10 protein-coding genes and 2 pseudogenes are annotated in these 16647 nt (G+C 33.7%); 8 read left to right on the plus strand and 4 right to left on the minus strand.

Annotated elements, in window-relative coordinates; genetic code table 11:
* The first annotated feature begins 165 nt into the window (after positions 1-165).
* Positions 166-1312, plus strand: a pseudogene (locus tag LEP1GSC059_RS22970) (IS3 family transposase).
* Between the two features lie 551 nt (positions 1313-1863).
* Positions 1864-3147, plus strand: a complete 1284-nt coding sequence (gene leuA2 / locus LEP1GSC059_RS08335; RefSeq protein ID WP_017213916.1) for a 2-isopropylmalate synthase LeuA2 — start codon at positions 1864-1866, stop codon at positions 3145-3147.
* A gap of 805 nt (positions 3148-3952) precedes the next feature.
* On the opposite strand, the gene LEP1GSC059_RS08340 is transcribed toward leuA2, so the two are convergent.
* Positions 3953-4426 (minus strand): HEAT repeat domain-containing protein, encoded by a 474-nt coding sequence (locus tag LEP1GSC059_RS08340; protein ID WP_002149643.1) that lies wholly within the window; start codon positions 4424-4426, stop codon positions 3953-3955.
* 632 nt (positions 4427-5058) lie between these two features.
* Between LEP1GSC059_RS08340 and LEP1GSC059_RS23630 the strand changes: the two are divergent.
* The 3 genes and pseudogenes from LEP1GSC059_RS23630 to LEP1GSC059_RS08350 all read left to right on the plus strand — a co-directional run bounded on the left by LEP1GSC059_RS23630 (position 5059) and on the right by LEP1GSC059_RS08350 (position 8870).
* Positions 5059-5260, plus strand: a pseudogene (locus LEP1GSC059_RS23630) (hypothetical protein).
* Positions 5261-5276: 16 nt separating this feature from the next.
* Complete coding sequence (locus tag LEP1GSC059_RS08345; RefSeq protein ID WP_017213917.1) at positions 5277-6437, plus strand: LptF/LptG family permease; 1161 nt, start codon at positions 5277-5279, stop codon at positions 6435-6437.
* Between the two features lie 1011 nt (positions 6438-7448).
* Entirely contained in the window at positions 7449-8870 is a 1422-nt protein-coding gene (locus tag LEP1GSC059_RS08350; RefSeq protein ID WP_002176966.1) for an MDR/zinc-dependent alcohol dehydrogenase-like family protein, read from the plus strand.
* 690 nt (positions 8871-9560) lie between these two features.
* Here the strand turns inward: LEP1GSC059_RS08350 and LEP1GSC059_RS08355 are convergent.
* Positions 9561-10079, minus strand: coding sequence for an LIC10415 family protein (locus LEP1GSC059_RS08355; RefSeq protein WP_002176967.1), 519 nt, complete (start codon positions 10077-10079; stop codon positions 9561-9563).
* On the opposite strand from LEP1GSC059_RS08355, the gene LEP1GSC059_RS23635 reads away from it, so the two are divergent.
* Entirely contained in the window at positions 10078-10308 is a 231-nt protein-coding gene (locus tag LEP1GSC059_RS23635; RefSeq protein ID WP_002176963.1) for a hypothetical protein, read from the plus strand. The genes LEP1GSC059_RS08355 and LEP1GSC059_RS23635 overlap by 2 nt on opposite strands.
* A gap of 427 nt (positions 10309-10735) precedes the next feature.
* Here LEP1GSC059_RS23635 and LEP1GSC059_RS08365 read toward each other — a convergent pair whose 3' ends face one another.
* A complete protein-coding gene (locus LEP1GSC059_RS08365) occupies positions 10736-10951 on the minus strand; it encodes a hypothetical protein (RefSeq protein ID WP_002151704.1) in 216 nt (71 codons plus the stop codon).
* A 110-nt stretch (positions 10952-11061) separates the two neighbouring features.
* On the opposite strand from LEP1GSC059_RS08365, the gene LEP1GSC059_RS08370 reads away from it, so the two are divergent.
* A complete protein-coding gene (locus tag LEP1GSC059_RS08370; protein ID WP_017213921.1) occupies positions 11062-12108 on the plus strand; it encodes a helix-turn-helix transcriptional regulator in 1047 nt (348 codons plus the stop codon).
* Positions 12109-12587: 479 nt separating this feature from the next.
* Here the strand turns inward: LEP1GSC059_RS08370 and LEP1GSC059_RS08375 are convergent, their stop codons facing one another.
* Positions 12588-13889: a UvrD-helicase domain-containing protein gene (locus LEP1GSC059_RS08375; protein ID WP_017213922.1), complete on the minus strand. Its 1302-nt coding sequence runs from the start codon at positions 13887-13889 to the stop codon at positions 12588-12590.
* Positions 13890-15767: 1878 nt separating this feature from the next.
* Here LEP1GSC059_RS08375 and LEP1GSC059_RS08380 point away from each other — a divergent pair.
* On the plus strand, positions 15768-16103 hold the full coding sequence (locus LEP1GSC059_RS08380) for an LIC10421/LIC12816 family protein (RefSeq protein WP_002146964.1): 336 nt from the start codon (positions 15768-15770) through the stop codon (positions 16101-16103).
* Positions 16104-16647: the final 544 nt, after the last annotated feature.

Raw genomic sequence — 16647 nt, forward strand, 5'->3', positions numbered from 1 at the left:
ATTCAAAACTGTTCGGTAAATTGAAAATTAAATTTTTAGAAAAGGTTTGGCCTTTTACAAATTATCTCGTTTTGCGATCATTTTACTTTAAGGATAATGTAAGAAACTAACCTAGTTACGTAAAAACGGACACCTTTTTCTCAGCAAATGAGGTAAAGGTGAAAAATGAATAAAAAAGGAAAATACTCTCCGGAGTTTAAAGAACAGCAGTAAAGCGAACGCTTTCAGGATCGTTTACGATAAAAGAAGTCGCCGAGTCCTTGGGAATCAGTTATTTTGTGTTACGACAATGGAGAACAGAAAACTTGAAGAAGTCGGAACAACAAAATCCACCAACGGATAAGCAGTTAAAAGAGATCGAAGAACTGAAAAAACTACGGAAGGAAAATCAGAAACTCAAGGAAGAGAACGCTATCCTAAAAAAGTTTGCAGCCATGCTTTCGAGAGAACAAAATCCCGATTGATGTTCATGGAAACTCATCGATTTGAGTTTCCGATTCGAAGCATGGCTAACGTCTTAGGAGTATCACGTTCAGGATACTATCAATTTCTGAAACGAAGCAAAAACGAATTAGAAAAATATAATCCCGAACTTGTAGAGTTCATTAGGGAAACGTGGTTAACAAATCGCAAGAATTACGGTTTGGTTCGGTTGCTTCGGTAAGTGAAGAAAGTGTATTCAATTTACGGAGCAAGAACAGTTCGAAAAGTGATGAAACTTTGTGAAATTCGTGGAAAACAAGAGAAGCGCTTTCGGATTGCCACGACAAATTCTAATCATGGGAATCAGGTTGCTCCAGACTTAGTCAGGCGGAATTTCAAAGCGAATAAGAAGAATCGAATCTGGGTTTCAGATATTACTTTTTTGAGATCCTCCTTAGGTTGGATTTATCTTTGTGTAATATTAGACCTTTATTCTCGGAAAGTAGTAGGTTGGTCGATTTCGAATGCTAATGATTCCAAATTAGTCTGCAATGCTCTTTCCAAAGCGATCGAATTGAGAAATCCTCCCAAGGGTTTGATTTTTCATTCTGACCGAGGATCCAATTATTGTTCGAACGAAACTCGAAAATATTTGCTCGTCAACAAAATTCGCAGGAGCAATAGTAGAAAGGGAAATTGTTGGGACAACGCGGTCGCCGAGTCCTTCTTTGGTTCTCTGAAAAGAGAAATGGAATATGATTACTTTTATAGAATTCAAGAAGCGGAAGAATTACTTTTTGATCATATAGAAGTTTATTATAATAGGCAGAGATCTCATTCATACTTAGACTTTGTGAGTCCTGCAGAATTTGAAGAAAATGCTGCGTAAAAAATGTGTCCAATTAACCGTGACTAGGCTAAACCTATAGTTCTGAAAAAACTGAAATCTGAGCTTTATAGATCAATTCCTTAAATTTGGGAACTATTACAATTTAAAAAAATAGAAGTTTATAACTGTCGTATTCAAGTGTGGGAACTCTTACAGAACTTAGGTTTGTCCGTAAAATGATGTAGGAACTCTTACTTTTAGAACTTGTTTGTAATACCGTGATCTGTGATAGTTCCCACATTTTTGAAAATTTCACTTACAAAAAATTGAATAGGTTTTGAAATTGAAACCATCAGTTTATAAGTAAGTTTTGATTCTAAAAAAATACTTGTATTTTTAAAGAATCAAATTAATCCTGAACGTTATATGTTTCGCAATGTAACTCTACTACTGCTTTCTATTGAGCTTTTACTCCTCCTTAGTTAGGGGGAGCCGGTAGAGTTGTAAAAAAATACACGAGCCTGCTCCTCCTGGAGTGGGCTTTTTTATTTCCGAGTTCATCTCTGCTTGGAAAATCCCTCTCCTGGATCGGCTGGTAAAAGGAGAAAACAATGAAACAAGATTCACAATCGGAGAACGAGCGTAGAGTTCGTGATCTTTCTTTTTTCAAAGATCAAAGAAACGTAAAGTTCTTTTCAGACCTTCAAACTACAATTCCAAAACATTCGCCTTTCTTTATGGACGTGACTTTAAGAGACGGAAACCAAGCACTTCGTAGGCCTTGGAATTTGGAACAAAAGGAAACAATTTTTAAACAACTTTTAAAACTAGGAGTACAAGGAATCGAAGTTGGATTTGCTTCTTCTAACGAACAAGAATTTGAAGCATGTAAACATCTTTCTACAATTGCGCCGGAGAACGTAGTTATATCTTCTTTATCCAGGGCTGTAGAAAAAGAAATAGAAATTTCTTGGAAGGCGATACGGTTTGCTCCAAAACCAAGGATTCACATCGTATATCCTGTATCTGCTTTTACGATTCAAAACGTATTGAAGATAAGTCCAGAAAAAGTATTAGATAGAATTTCACAATCAGTAGCTTTCGCAAAAAGCCTTGTAGGATCAAAAGGAGAAGTTCAATTTTCGGGAGAACATTTTGGGGATTCAATGGAGAATTTAGATTTTGCCGCGAGAGCGTTTCAAACCGCATTGGATTACGGAGCCGACGTTGTAAATCTTCCGAACACGGTGGAACGTTATCGTCCTTGGCTTTTTGTTTCTATGGTAAAGGCAGTTGCTAATTTATTACCAGAGAATACAAGAATTTCGATTCATACACACAATGATCTTGGAATGGCAACTGCGACAACTGTAGAATCTTATTTTGCAGGTGCGGTTCAATTGGAAACCGCGTTAAACGGATTGGGAGAAAGGGCGGGAAATACGAATACATACGAAGTAGCCATTGCTCTTCATAACTGCGGAGTGAAAGTTCCTTTAAATTTTGGGGCGATTTATGAAACATCTCGTTTAGTTTCTTATCTATCGGAGATTCCGATTTATGAAAAAGCACCTTTGATTGGAGAAGACGTAATTTCTCATCGATCCGGAATTCATCAAGATGGGGTAGCAAAAACGCGTCATTTGAAAAAAGGCGCCTATCGCGCGTTTGACGCCGCATTGATTGGAAGACCGGAAGGAGATAAAATCGAATTTACAAATCAATCCGGTAAAAGCGCGATTTATTGCATTTTAAAAGATGCGGGAGAAAATATTACTTTAGAAGAAGCTGGTAGATTACAGCCGATTTTAAAAAAGGTTTCCGAAGATTTAGGTAGAAGAGAGCTGACTTTAGAAGAAATTCGGATCGAATGGAATCGACTAAAAGCAATATAAAAAATACCTAATATATTTTACTTAAATAGGGTTTTGTAATGAATATATTTGACGTAAGAAAATTTTGGCGAATCCGGCCGCCGCCGGCAGCCGGACCGGGCTCTCCGCTTTGGTAAATAAATTGCATGCAAAAAAACGTTATATAATAACCGTCTTAAGTTTCAATTTATTTACCTCGCATCGATCCCTTTCGCATTGGAATCAGAGTTCATTGAATTAACGTGAGTTCGACGTAAGAAAATAAGAAAGAATTTTCTAAAAGTATGAGTTCCTACAATTTTAGGATTTATTCGTGAAATCGTGATTTGCAGTAGTTCCCACATTTTAGGAATCGATCTAAAAGGTTCGGATTCCGACTTTTTTAAGAAAAGTGAATCATGACCAAACTCTCGCTAAAATATAAATTTGTGAGAGTTCCCACAAATTAAGTCACATTACAAATTTTTAAACATTCATTTTTTGTAATTTAAGTTCCCACATTTATTTTTTATGGAAAAATCAGGTTTTTATAACACAAATTTCTTAGGCCGAACTCACGTTAATTAGTCTTATAGAAATCGATTAATCCTATTTTGCAGGGCGGTTCAATTGGAAACCGCGTTAAACGGATTGGGAGAAAGGGCGGGAAATTGGAAAATGACTACAAAAATCAAATCGACGTCTAACGACAATTAAAGGATAAACCGTAAATTTGATTAAACAGGACGATGCTTTCCAAAAGGAAAGCATAACGTCTTTAAAAGTTTTTTGTAAAATTTGTTTAGGAATTTCCGTTCTCAATTTTCTGAACGGAATGAATAAAAAGTTAGAGTTTGAGTTTCTTTTTGATTAGATCTAAAAGATCTGCTACAAATTCATCACTTCTACGATTTTTATCTGCATATTCAAAGGCTTCTTTTGTAGAATCTTCTATCTTTTCATTTTTTGTGGTGATGTTTAAAAGAGAAGCCAAAGAAGCGTAAACTATATCTCCGTTTTCGGAAGAAATAATTTTGTTTTTCAAAGCGATTGTAGAGTCTCCCGGTTCCGCTATTTTACCCAAAGAGATCGCTGCGGCAGTTGCGATTTTAGGTTCGTTGTTGCGATTTAAAAGCTGGATCAGTTCCGGGATTGCGGATTTTTCTTTGTTCTTTCCAAGAGCAACTGCAGACTCGTATTTTTCGGAATCGGAACCGGAAGAAAGCGATTTAATATGTTCCTCAGTAGATTTTTCCGCGAGTAACGCGCCGGATGTAAAAAAAACGGCAAGCGCAAGAATGAAAATAGAACGAAATTTCATGAGAGACTCCTTTCCTTCGGAAGAATCGTGTAAAGAAACGAGAGAGTCAATCTAAAATTCGAAAGTGCTGTGCGAGTTCCTACAATTTAGTAGAAGTGTAAGTTTGGATTTCAGAGATAAAGTGGTGGTTAGAATATTTAGAATAGGGCTCACAAAAATTGTAATTGTTGTGATAGTTTCTCAATTTTCAAAACTAGAATAGAGTTGTTGAAAAATTCCATAGTGCCGATTAACAAAACTGCTTCAATTGTCCATTTCAATCCAATACAAACAGATCAAGAATTAATTTTTCAACAACTCTATTCTAGTTTTATCTTCAATTTTTAGAAGAGAAAGATAAACTTTTAAAAACTTGTCACTGAATTCAAAGTGAGTTCGGTGTAATTCAATGCGAAAGCGATTGAGGCGTGATCAACAAATTGAATTTATGAAAAGTTTTTGTTTTCAAGCGAACTCTCAATTTGTTGATCGGAGCTGAAAGCGCGGTCCGGCGAACGCCGGATTCGCCCGAATTTTCTTACGCCAAACTCAAGTTCAATTTTATAAGAATCAGTAAAATTCTAAGTTCAATCAAGCAAGTGTTACGATGAAAATTTATGGTACTTAATTTGATAGAGATCAGTAGTAATCAAATGTCAAATCACTCTGAAAAGAAATTGCCATCTTCAAAAAATCTAGAAGTGATCTTTTACAGACGTTTGGGAAGATAATTTTGGCGATCGGTAAAGTGCTTTATTATTTTAAAGCACTCGTAGAATGGTATTCAGTTTTCACTTCCGAGATCAAGAGAGTATACTAAAAAAAGGGTCCAGTAAATTTTGGAACAAACTTTAAATTTCTAACAAATTTTATGTCGGCAAGTTCTTTTCAATTTCATTCACTTCAATCCTTTTTTCAAAAATGGAAGAAAGAATTTTTTCCATTAAGAATTTTAGATAAGTACTTATTTGGAGAATTTTTTAAAATCTTTATCGGAACTGTGATTTTGCTAACAGGGATTATGCTACTTTCCCTTGTAAATGATAACCTAAGAAATTTTACCGCAACCAAGGCGCCTCGATACCACGTAGCACTTTTTTTAGTTTATAGTATTCCGAAGATCATATCTACAACAGTAGTTTCAATGTCTTTGATGTTTTCGATTTGTTTTACGGTCGGGCAGTTTTCCGTAAATAAAGAACTCGTATCTATGATGGCCGCAGGGGTATCTTTTTTTAGAATTGTAACTCCTCTGATCCTATTTGGAATTTTAATGTGGATTATAATGTTGCTCGCGACAGAGCTTATCGTAAGGCCAGTCAATAAATTAGCAAAGATAGAACATGACATACTAACCGAGGGAATGGGAACTCTTGCTAATAGTGTGTATCAATTTCATGTAAAAGGAAAAGAAGGTTTTTATTATTTATATTTTTATGATCCGGATAAAGACGAGATCAATGGTGGATTCAATTACGTAAGACTTCGACCGGATGGATCTCCAGAAACGGTAATCTCTTCCTTAAAAGCAAAATATAATTACGAAACTAAACTCTGGAAAATGAAAAAGGTAGAAGAGTGGCATTTCGATAACGATTTAAAACTCAGTTCTCAGGAAACTTACGAAGAAAAAGAATACGAACTTCCGGAAGAACCCGGCTACTTTAAGGTTCCTGCAGGTTCCGTGGAAGAGATGAATCTCTTTCAGTTAAAAGAAGAAGAAAAAAGAAGAATTCAAAAAGGTCTTGCCTACGGAGACGTTCTTACAGAAAAACATTCCGTTTTTGCATTACCTATGATGACGATCATAGTTACTTTGATCGGAACGATTGCGGGATATTTTACAAAAAAAACTGCGGGAGTTGCTTCTTTAGGAATAACGATCGGAGTTGTACTCATCTATTATATATTTAACTCGGCTGGAAAATCACTAGGCGAAAACGGGGTAATACCTCCTTTTGTAGGAGTTTGGGTTACCCCGAGTTTATTTTTAGGCTTGTGTTTTTGGATGTTTCGTCGAATGAATTTATAGAGTTTTATTTATCATATAAATTGAATATTCAAATTATAAAAAGTAATTATCTTTTTCCAAGAAACCTCTTTGGTGTCCCTATAAAATAGGGTCTCAATGTCTTACACTCAAATATGGCCTTATAATAAAAATTTACGGTACCGGTTTTATAGATATTACTCAGAACTACATAATAAATGGTCTAGTGCAATAGTTTATATTTCGATCATATGAATTTGGTGTAAAAAACAGGGGCGAATCTGCCGCCGGATCTTGCTTTCTAACTACAGTCAATAAATTGTATGAAAGAAACGTAATGCAATATATCATCTTTAGTTTTAATTTAGAGCGTGATCCATGGAGAGTTCTGCTGAGTTTAACGTGATTTGTCGAGCACCAATAGAAGCGAGGGTGCTGAGTTTGAGAGAGTGTTGCATGAGTTTTCCCTAATTTTGGATGGTGTGGTGGAAAGGTTTGAGAGACTCTTTCTCTATCAGAAAAACATACTTTTTGCAAGTAAAAAGACTAATTCTTGTTCTTGTCGGAACACTTGAAGAATGCGCGTTTTTGATTCTTCTGATTCTAAAATCCTCTTCAACTGTGGGTAAGATTATGATGGAGTGAGCGCTGAGTTTCAATCGCTTTTGCCGAACTTACGTTAAAATATAGATTTGCAGTAGTTCCCACAGATTAAGTCGCATTTATGATTCGTCTACGTTTGTTACCTATCTGGCCGGTCTATACCTTTTGATAACGGCTTTACTGTTATTTTAAATTGTATGAGTTCCCACATTTTAGGTCTTGTGACAAACTCAGAATGAAATTTTATACAGATATTTGATTTTAAAATAGTTATCTTTGGATTTTATAAAAAACTTGTTATTTCGTAAAAAGCTACATGTGGGAACTACTGCAATCCGGAATTTTACAGAAAAATATTGAAAATGTAGAAACTACCCATTTAGTCAATGATTGACTAAAGATTATGGATCCTTCTTGGGAATGTAGAATGGAAGAAAAAGGAAGTAGGAAATGAAAATCGAATTTTCGGCGATGGACTATCGTTCGGATGAAACATTTGAAAAAGCGAATTATCTATTCAAGGGAAGTCTAGAAAAAGGTTGGGAAATATATAGAAATGGAAAAGAGTATTTGCGTCTCGGTCCCGGATATAAACTATTAAGAACTAAACTTTGCGGAGTTTGTTCCACAGATCTTTCCAGAAGTTTTCTTCCTTTTCCACTTCCTCAAGTGATTGGGCATGAAGTTGTCGCAGAAGATATGGAGCCAATCCATGGGCTTAAACAAAAATACGTGGTAGAGATCAATGATACATTCGAAGCGAGAGGAGAAAAACCTTTCGATAAATTTTGTGAGGAAGGAATTCCATCTCATAGCCCGACAAGAAAGGTGCTCGGAATCGATAGACTTCCGGGAGGATTTGGACCTTATATTTTAGCGCCACAAAATGCAGCGATTCCGTATCATACACTTTCTGATAAGGTTGCGGTTCTAATAGAACCATTTGCAGCTTCTTTACAAGCGGTACTATCTTCTCCACCTAAAAACGGAGATGAGGTTGCTGTTTTAGGACCAAGAAGATTAGGAAGTCTTGTAGTAGCGGCGTTAGATGCTTTTCGAAATTCTTCGGGAATTCGATTTAAAATTTCGGCACTTTCTAGACAGGATCATCTCTTAAAACTTTCTCTTAAATTAGGAGCGGATCAAGCGATTGATCTAAAAAAAGAAAAAATAGAAACTCTTAAGGAACGTTATGCGATCGTTTATGATACTACTGGAACGACAAGTGGCTTTGAAGCTGCGATCCGACTTTCAAACCGGGAATTACATCTTAAAACCACAAACGGGCAAGAAGTTTTTGGGATTAAAAAATTAACTGAGTTGGTAGTGGATGAACTTAGTCTTTTAAAATTCGTCGATGAAAATTTGAACTTTCATTGGGAAATAGAAAATCGCTCCAACTGGACTGTATATATAGCACCTAATGTTGGAAAGGTGACTTTACCTTCTCATTTCAAAGTATATTACGGTGGAATTGAAGACGCTGAAAAAATACTATCGACCCAAGACTTTCAAGGACGAATTCCTCGTTTCGATTTGGGAATTGCAGGTACCGCCGAAGAGATAGATCTTTTGATTCGTCCAAACCGAAATCACGAAAATTCTTTGGTACGCCCGAGAGGTGCTATTCTTTTTCATGGAAAATCGAAAAAAAATTATATATTAGAATTTTTGAATTCTGGAAAGTCGATTCGTTCGTCCCGATGCGGAGACTTTCAACTTGCAATCAAACTATTACAAGAAAACAAAAAGGTTTCAGAAGCACTTGAAGAGAATATGATAACCCATTTTTATTCACCTGAAAATCTGAGCCAGGCGTTTGCGATCGCTAAAAGTTCGGAATCAATCAAAGTAGTGATTGAACACTTTTAAAAAAAGTGAGTTTGACTAAAAAAACTAGGGTGAATCCGACTTGCCATAAGAACCGGAGTTGCTCTCAGCTCTGGTCAATCAATTGTATGCAAAAAACGTTATACAATAATTATTTTTAGTTTCAATAGAACGCGATTTGTCGAGCGTTCTGCTGGTTCTGCTCGCGTTAAAAAAGCGAGTTCGGTGTAAGAAATCCATGAGCTAAAATCTGAACTTTATAGATTGATTTCTTAATGTGGGAGCTACTGCAAATCACGATTTTACGAATAAATTCTAAAGTTGTAGGAACCCAAACTTTTAAAAAATTCTTTCTCAATTGAGCTCATGTTAAAATGGGATTTAAATTTTGATGATGGCCGTACAACAGCGATTTTGTGCTAAAATTTAGTTGGACGATGATTCTTTTTATAGTGGTTCGTTCCTACAATTTTCAAAGTTCAGCTGTAAATCCACGATTTGTGAGAGTTCCCACATCTATTTTTTTACGAAAAAATTGACTTAAGATAAAACGAATTTCTTCCACCAAATTCACGTTAAATAAAGTAGGTTTTGAAACCGTTTTTTCTTTGTTAAACGAGTAGTAAGTTCTTACAATTCTGAAGTTTTGGGGTAAATCTAAAATGTTGAGGTTTTGGAATGAACTAAGAATTCAAAAATAAAAAACAGGAAATATTAAATTTACCTGTTTTTTTATTCTTTGATTAATCTCTCGATCGTTTTTTCTGAAAGTTGTTTCATCTGAACGTTTTTACCACTAATCGTTTCCAAAGATTTAGAAAAATGATTTTGGTCTTTCAACATTCCGACAGAAAAAATATTTTCAGATTCTACTTCTAAATTGCGGATCGCATCCGTAAGTTTGTTTTTCTTTTCTTGAATTTTTTCTTTTAAAGCGTTCTGATCAATTTCAGGATTTTCTGCAAGTTCTCTAAACAAAGGAGTTTCACCAAACAGAATGTTAATTAGTTCGCTGTTAGGTGTATTTCCTTCGTTTAAAATACCTAGCTTCATTTGTTCGCGGGTAAATTCGCCTTGAAGGTTAGAAAGTGTTTCCTGAATTTTCAAATAACGAGACGTCAGTCCCGAAGAAAATTCGGTTTTGTCCAAACTTTCTTGCTCTACACGAGTAGAAACATTTCTAGCGGAAGAGCGTTTGTCGCGAATGAGTTTTTCCGCGGAATGGATTAGATTTGTGAGTGGAACTTCCATGTTCTTTCCTCCTCTCAGAATTCAGATCCGGAAAAAGCATAAGTTTCAAAAGGACTTCTTTTTTGAAATACCCTATGTCGCATCAAAGATCTTACTTCTGGAGACAATCTATACTGAATATCGGACGGAACGTTGGAAAGAAATAAATTTTTTTTCCGAAATTATAAAAAAAATTAATTTTCTACTTAAGATAAAAATCAAATTTAAAACCTATTCGATTGAATATTAGATTTATTTAAGAACAGTATTTTGAATTTATAAGAAACCTAAAGTTAGTTTGAAAACTATTGATTTATCGTTTCTAAATAGGAACTAAACTAATGTGAGTTTGACCATGATTCTGAAAAAAGTGGATCTGAGCTTTACAGATAGATTTCTAAAATGCAGAACTGCCACAAATTAAGATTTTACAAACAAATTCTAAAATTGTAGGAACTCATACTTTTAGAAAATTCGGGCGAATCCGGCCGCTAGGTAGGCCGGATCGGGCTCTCAGCTCTGGTCAATTAATTGTATGAAGGAAACGTAATGCAATATTTCGTCTTTAGTTTCAATATAGAAAGCGTTCTGCTGAGTTCTTCTCGCATGGATTCCTTTCACGTTAAAAATGAGGTTCCTTAAAGAAAAAACCGGAAAAAATTCCGGTTTTTTTAGTTTTATTTCCTTTTAAAAAGATTTCTGATTCTAATCCAGATTTCAGGAAGATAAGCTCCGACTACAATCATACTCAAGCCACTAAGAGTCCATTTTGTAATCAGAACGTTTTCTGTAAAACGAGTTAACCCCACGTTTAAAATGCTAATATACCAACCGGTTGCGATGAGACCCAGGCCGCAAGCGTGAGGAATTATGTAATTTAAAATCGTATTCATTTTGATCCTTTTTGAGTAAATATGTAATGAAGTAGATTTTGTAAGAAAAGCAAAAGGATTCAAGTGGTTTTCGAGTTGATTAGAATGTAGAGTCTCTGAAAGTTTTCGCTATGTCAGAAATTCAAAATTGGAACGAGGATGAAGAAGATTTTCCAATCCCCGTAAAAGAAGCAGGAAAAACGGAATCTAGACTTTCCGCATTGTTGTTCAATTTACTTACTCGTCATTCTCCAATGAGTTTTACTAAAATTCGTTCATTACTTCCAGACCATTATCAGAATTTAGAAAATCCAGATTCGGATCGGAAAAAACTTTCCAGAGACATAGAAGAATTGGGAGAACTTGGTTTTTTGGTTCGTTCTACACAAGAGGGATATATTCTAGATCGAAATGTATCTAATCGAGAATTAAGATTGGACAAAGAAGAATTAAGCGTACTTGCGGAAACAATTCTCAGATCTTATCAAGAAATACCTTCTTTAGAATTGTATTCACTATCTCAAAAATTATTTGAAGGGAAATTAGACGTTTATCCAGAGTTAGAAACGGATTTAAAAACTCAAAAGAACTTGAGTCAGGTTGAGGGAAATGTTTCAGAAGAACTTTTAAAAAAACTTTTAGAGGCTTTGAAAATAAAATCCCCCGTTCAATTTTTATATTACAAAACTTTTCCGGAAGAAACCTATAAGGTAGAGGCAGATCCGATTCGATTGATCCGAAAAAATTCGGAAGACTATTATCTTTTAGCGTATGATAGAAAGAAAAAAGAAAGAAGAAGATTTATTATCCCTAAAATTACGAGAGTAGAAACGATAGCTGAAAATCCACTCTATCAACCACAAGGCCAAAAAAGGGAGAATTCTCAGGATTGGGTTTTACATCCGGCACTTTTTCAGGTTCATGAACCGATTGAAGTCGAACTGATTTGTGATCCGGAATTTTCGTATAAAGTGCGAAATTCAATATCAGAAATTCATTATGAAGAATTTTCCAGAGGTTCGTTTCGATTTAAAGTTACAAACCAAGAAGGGCTTTTTCCGTTATTGATCGAAGCGAGAGATTCGATTCAAAAAATTCAGCCTGAATCTGTGGCCGTCAACTTTCGAAAAAGTGTTGAACAAATGGCAATTCATTATAGATTCTTTTTTGAAGGTTGAGATCGATCAGAATTACCATACATATAAACAATCGCAAATTTTTCGTTTGTTTTTAAAAAAAAATATATATGAGATCGTCGCTTTCGCATCAATCGATTAAAAATTTCTTTTGTAAGAAATGTCTGCTTTTAAATCCGCAAAAAGATGAAATTCAAAAATCACTTCCTATCTAAAGTAGTTATCGTAAAAGAACGTACAATTCGGCTGTTTACTTTTGTAAGCTATATAATTTTTTTATTATATAAAGTGAGTTTGATGTAAAAATGAGAAAGAGTTTTCCAAAGATGTAAGTTTCTACAATTTTGGAATTTGTTCTTAAAATCGCATTTTGCGGTAGTTCCTACAAATTTTTTAATATTTATATTTTATATGAATTCCCACATTTTAGGAATTGGTCCATAAAATTCAGTCCCTAGCTTTTTTTAGAAAAATGAATTCTTTATGCCGAATTCACGTTATCTATGTGAGTAAAAATATTTCTAGATTAAATCTTCCGGAACTATATTTTTGAGTTTTTTGAAATAATGGAAAAATGAATTTTCTATCGTTTCTCTTCTCGAATTTTTAGCCGTTCCTAAAACTAACAAACGATCTTTAGCTCTTGATAAGCCAACGTAGAGAATTCTTCTTTCTTCTTCGATGGACTCTAAAGTAGAATCAAGTCTTACGTTCCAACCGTCAGCAACGTCAACGAATACGGTATGGAATTCTAAACCTTTACTGGCGTGGATCGTCATTAGATAACATTTGGGAATTCCCGCTCTAATATATTCAGAAATTCTAAAATTTGATCTGCATAAAATTTTTAATTCGTTTTTCGAAGTAAGAATTGCTCGATTTAGAAATGGAATTAGATCAGCAGCTTCTTCGATAAAAATCTTTCCGATAAAACCTTTACCATCACGAAAGGAAAGAACCTCTTTGTCGATCTTATGACGATTCTTTTGGATTGGAATTGAAGATGTTCGTATAATTTCCGGAAGAGAACGGTAATTCGTGTTTAAAAAATGAACCTTACAAGGATAGAAAAGATTTTGAAAGTTTAAAAAAGCTTCAGGAGAAGTTCCTCGAAAACTATAAATTGCCTGGCTGTCGTCTCCTACTACAACAATAGACGCGCTTCGAGATAACAATTTTAGAAATTCAAGTTGTTCTAAATCTGTATCTTGAAATTCATCTACAATAATTTTTTGAAGTACATTTTTGGGTTCCAAGGTCCACACCTCTTCGTTTTTAAGACCATCTAAGAACATTTTTACTAAATCTTCAAAATCTAAAAAGCCGTTGTTTTGTTTAAATTTTTGATAAGCAAATTCTAAATCTTTTTTAAGTTCTGAAAAATTTTCGCGGATAAAAGGAATGTTTTCCGCCCAAAAAAAATCGTACGGAATTCCACCGATTTCATTTCGTTCTTTTTTAAGGAATTCTCTGTAGAATTGGTTTTTTTCTTCTGAAGAAAGAATTTTAGGTTTTTTTAATGTAAATCTAGGATGCCATCGACTGAGTGCATACAAACAATACGCGTGAAATGTTTGAACTCTGATAGAATTTTTATCCGTAACTTTTTGAATTCTATTCGAAATTTCAATTGCCGCTTTGCGAGAAAAGGTTAAAACCAAAACGGATTCTTCTGGAAATAAGTTTTCAACTAAAATTCTTTCGATAATTCCTACCATCGTGCTCGTTTTACCAGAACCCGCGGCGGCGACTACCTGCACAAACCTTGTATTTTCATCGATTACTTTTTGTTGTTCTGAACTGTATTGAACTTTGTTTTTCATTTTTTTCCTCTTATGGAATACGGTTCCGAGGTTCAAAAACACAGTTCTATTTTTTTAAAATTTTTACGGAAACGTATAAAAATGATACCAAAGATAAGCGGTGGTTTTTACAAAAAAGTAAAAGTTTTTTATAAATTCTGGTATTTATATTAGAGTTGTTGAAAAATTTCATAGCTCAGCTTAACAAAATTGCTTTAATCGACCGTTTTTATGAAACAGAAATGGATGGAGAATTAATTTTTCAACAACTCTATTTTTTGAGATAACTTTTTAAAACAGACTTCAACGTATTATTTTTATACAGTTTGTAGGAATTGATTGTACTACAAACTAGAGTTTTTGAAAGATTCCATAGTGCAGATTAACAAAACTACTTCAATCGACCGTTTCCATAAAACAGAAACAGACGGAGAATTCATTTTTCAACAATTCTACTGTATAAAACGGAAAAAATAATTTTTCGACAGCCTTAACCTAACGTGAGTTTGATGTAAGAAGAATAACGTCATTCTTACGTAAATACAGAATATGCAAGTTCCCACATTTCAGAGTCAAGATTGTTTTTCAATCCTACATTCATTTTAAATTCAATTTATGGAAATGGAATAGCTTCCAAAGATTACATCTTTTTGTGGTTTGAAAGAATCTTTTACATGCAGTCCATAATTTCGTAAAAGTATTCAGGACAGACCTGATTTTTCTTACGCTGAACTTAGTAAATCCTCAAAATATTTGTCTTTGTTTTTATAACGTGGCACATGAAAATAACGTTATGTGTTTTTTAAAATTAAATTGCGGAATCTTTTAAAAAAAGATTATAAATTCCAGTATCGAAGTTTAAGAAAAATCAAAAGTGAAATGATAATAGTTACCGGTGAACTACAGAAATGATAAGAACTACTGCATTAATTTTCAGTGGCATTTTATGCGTTCGGGGTGGATCACAAACTCATCATTTTACAACGTAGAAGAATCATAATTTAATTTGTGAGAACCTTCGCGTTTTGAAAGAGAATCGGGTATTTTAAATTTTGATTATAATACTCTATTTCAGAATAAAAGTATTCGATATTCTTTATATAGTTTTTGAGTAGAATTGGTGACGTCGTTAAAAGTATAACTATTGGAACTCTTACAAAAAAAATTCCAAAATACAGATTAATTTAACGTGAATTTGGCGTAAGGAATTCATTTTTCTGAAAAAATTGGGATCTGAGCTTTACAGATCGATTCCTAAAATGTAGGAACTCATACAAAAAATAAAAATTTGTGATATAACTTAATTTGTGGGAACTACTGCAAATCGCGGTTTTACAAACCAATTCTATAAACGCAAATTTTGGAAAATCTTTTCTCATTTCTTATGCTAAATTCATGTTATTTATTCATTTGTGAAAAATTTTGCTAGATATAGGTTCAATTTCTTAAAATTTAAATGTCTAAAAATTAAGCAATGTTGATTGAATGGGCATTTACTCTTATTTTTTTCAAAAATGAACTTTGAGTGATTGTAATGAGTACAATTTTCTCATTTTGAGAAACAATTTTGAGAGAAATTGTTTACAAAATGAAGAATGTAATGTTTTAACTGGAGAAACGTATTTCGATTAGGCATACTTTTTCATATTGTGTTTATCACAATCAATTTCGAAAACAAAATCATAAGCAATAAGCTTACTTTAATAAGAATGTATTCTTTCACACCATCTATAATTAAAAATGCTTAATGAAAATAGAATATACAAAATTTATAAAGTATTTGAAAAAAATTTCAAAAAAGGAGATATAAAAAATTTTTTGATTTATTTCTTATTGCGGTGGAGTCAGATGAGTACTGAAGATTCGCTCTTCTAAAAATATTTATCTGAGGTTTCAATCATGAAAATAAATAAACTGATTCTTATCATTTCTCTTTTTGGTTTTTTATCTATAAATTCCATATTTGCCGTATCCGAAGAAGTTGAAGATCAACTTTTGGAAAAGGCACTTGTTGAAAGTGCGGTTACTAAGGAACAAAAGACTGCAGTTGGAAATTATTTGAAGGCGATTGCTCAACAAAAAGCAACCAGGGCAGAAGAACTTCGTGAACTTGCAAGAAGATCTACCGGTGGAAAATTTCTCGCAAGCAGTGTTCAATCCCAAAAGTATTTGAAACAGGCTCAAGCTCTGGAAAAAGAAGCTCAAAGATATCAATCCGTTTTAGGAAGCCTTTAATATTTTCATTCATTTTCTTTTTCATAGACTAAAATAAAAAAGGCGCTTCGGCGCCTTTTTTATTTTAGTGAAACCTTTTAAGATAGTTTGTTTTTGATCTTTTAATTGAAAGTTGTTTTAATTTAAAAAGATAAAAACTTTCTATTTTTGTTCTCAAGGTTTGATGTAGTTTTGCGGATTGTAAGTAGGATCATTTGTTTTATTCAGAACCATGTAAAATGAAGTATCTAAGATTTTTCATTCAAATAGGGTTTTCAGAAAAAAATTTACGGTACTTAATTTTTTATAGAAATCAGTAAACCTAATTTTTTCGCAAAAAAACGTGAAAACTCCTGCAAATCTTTGTTTTACAGATACATTCTTGAAAATGTAGGATTTCATACGGTTTGAATTATAAAAAATGAATATTTAAAATCTGTAAAGTTTCGTAATCCTTGTGGGAACTACCATAAATCGCGATTTTACGGACAAATTCTGGAAATGTAGGAACTCATAGTAATCATACATCTTTTTGATTTGAGATAGATTCTAAAATAACGTGAGT

Source organism: Leptospira noguchii serovar Panama str. CZ214 (assembly GCF_000306255.2).
Lineage (GTDB): Bacteria > Spirochaetota > Leptospiria > Leptospirales > Leptospiraceae > Leptospira > Leptospira noguchii.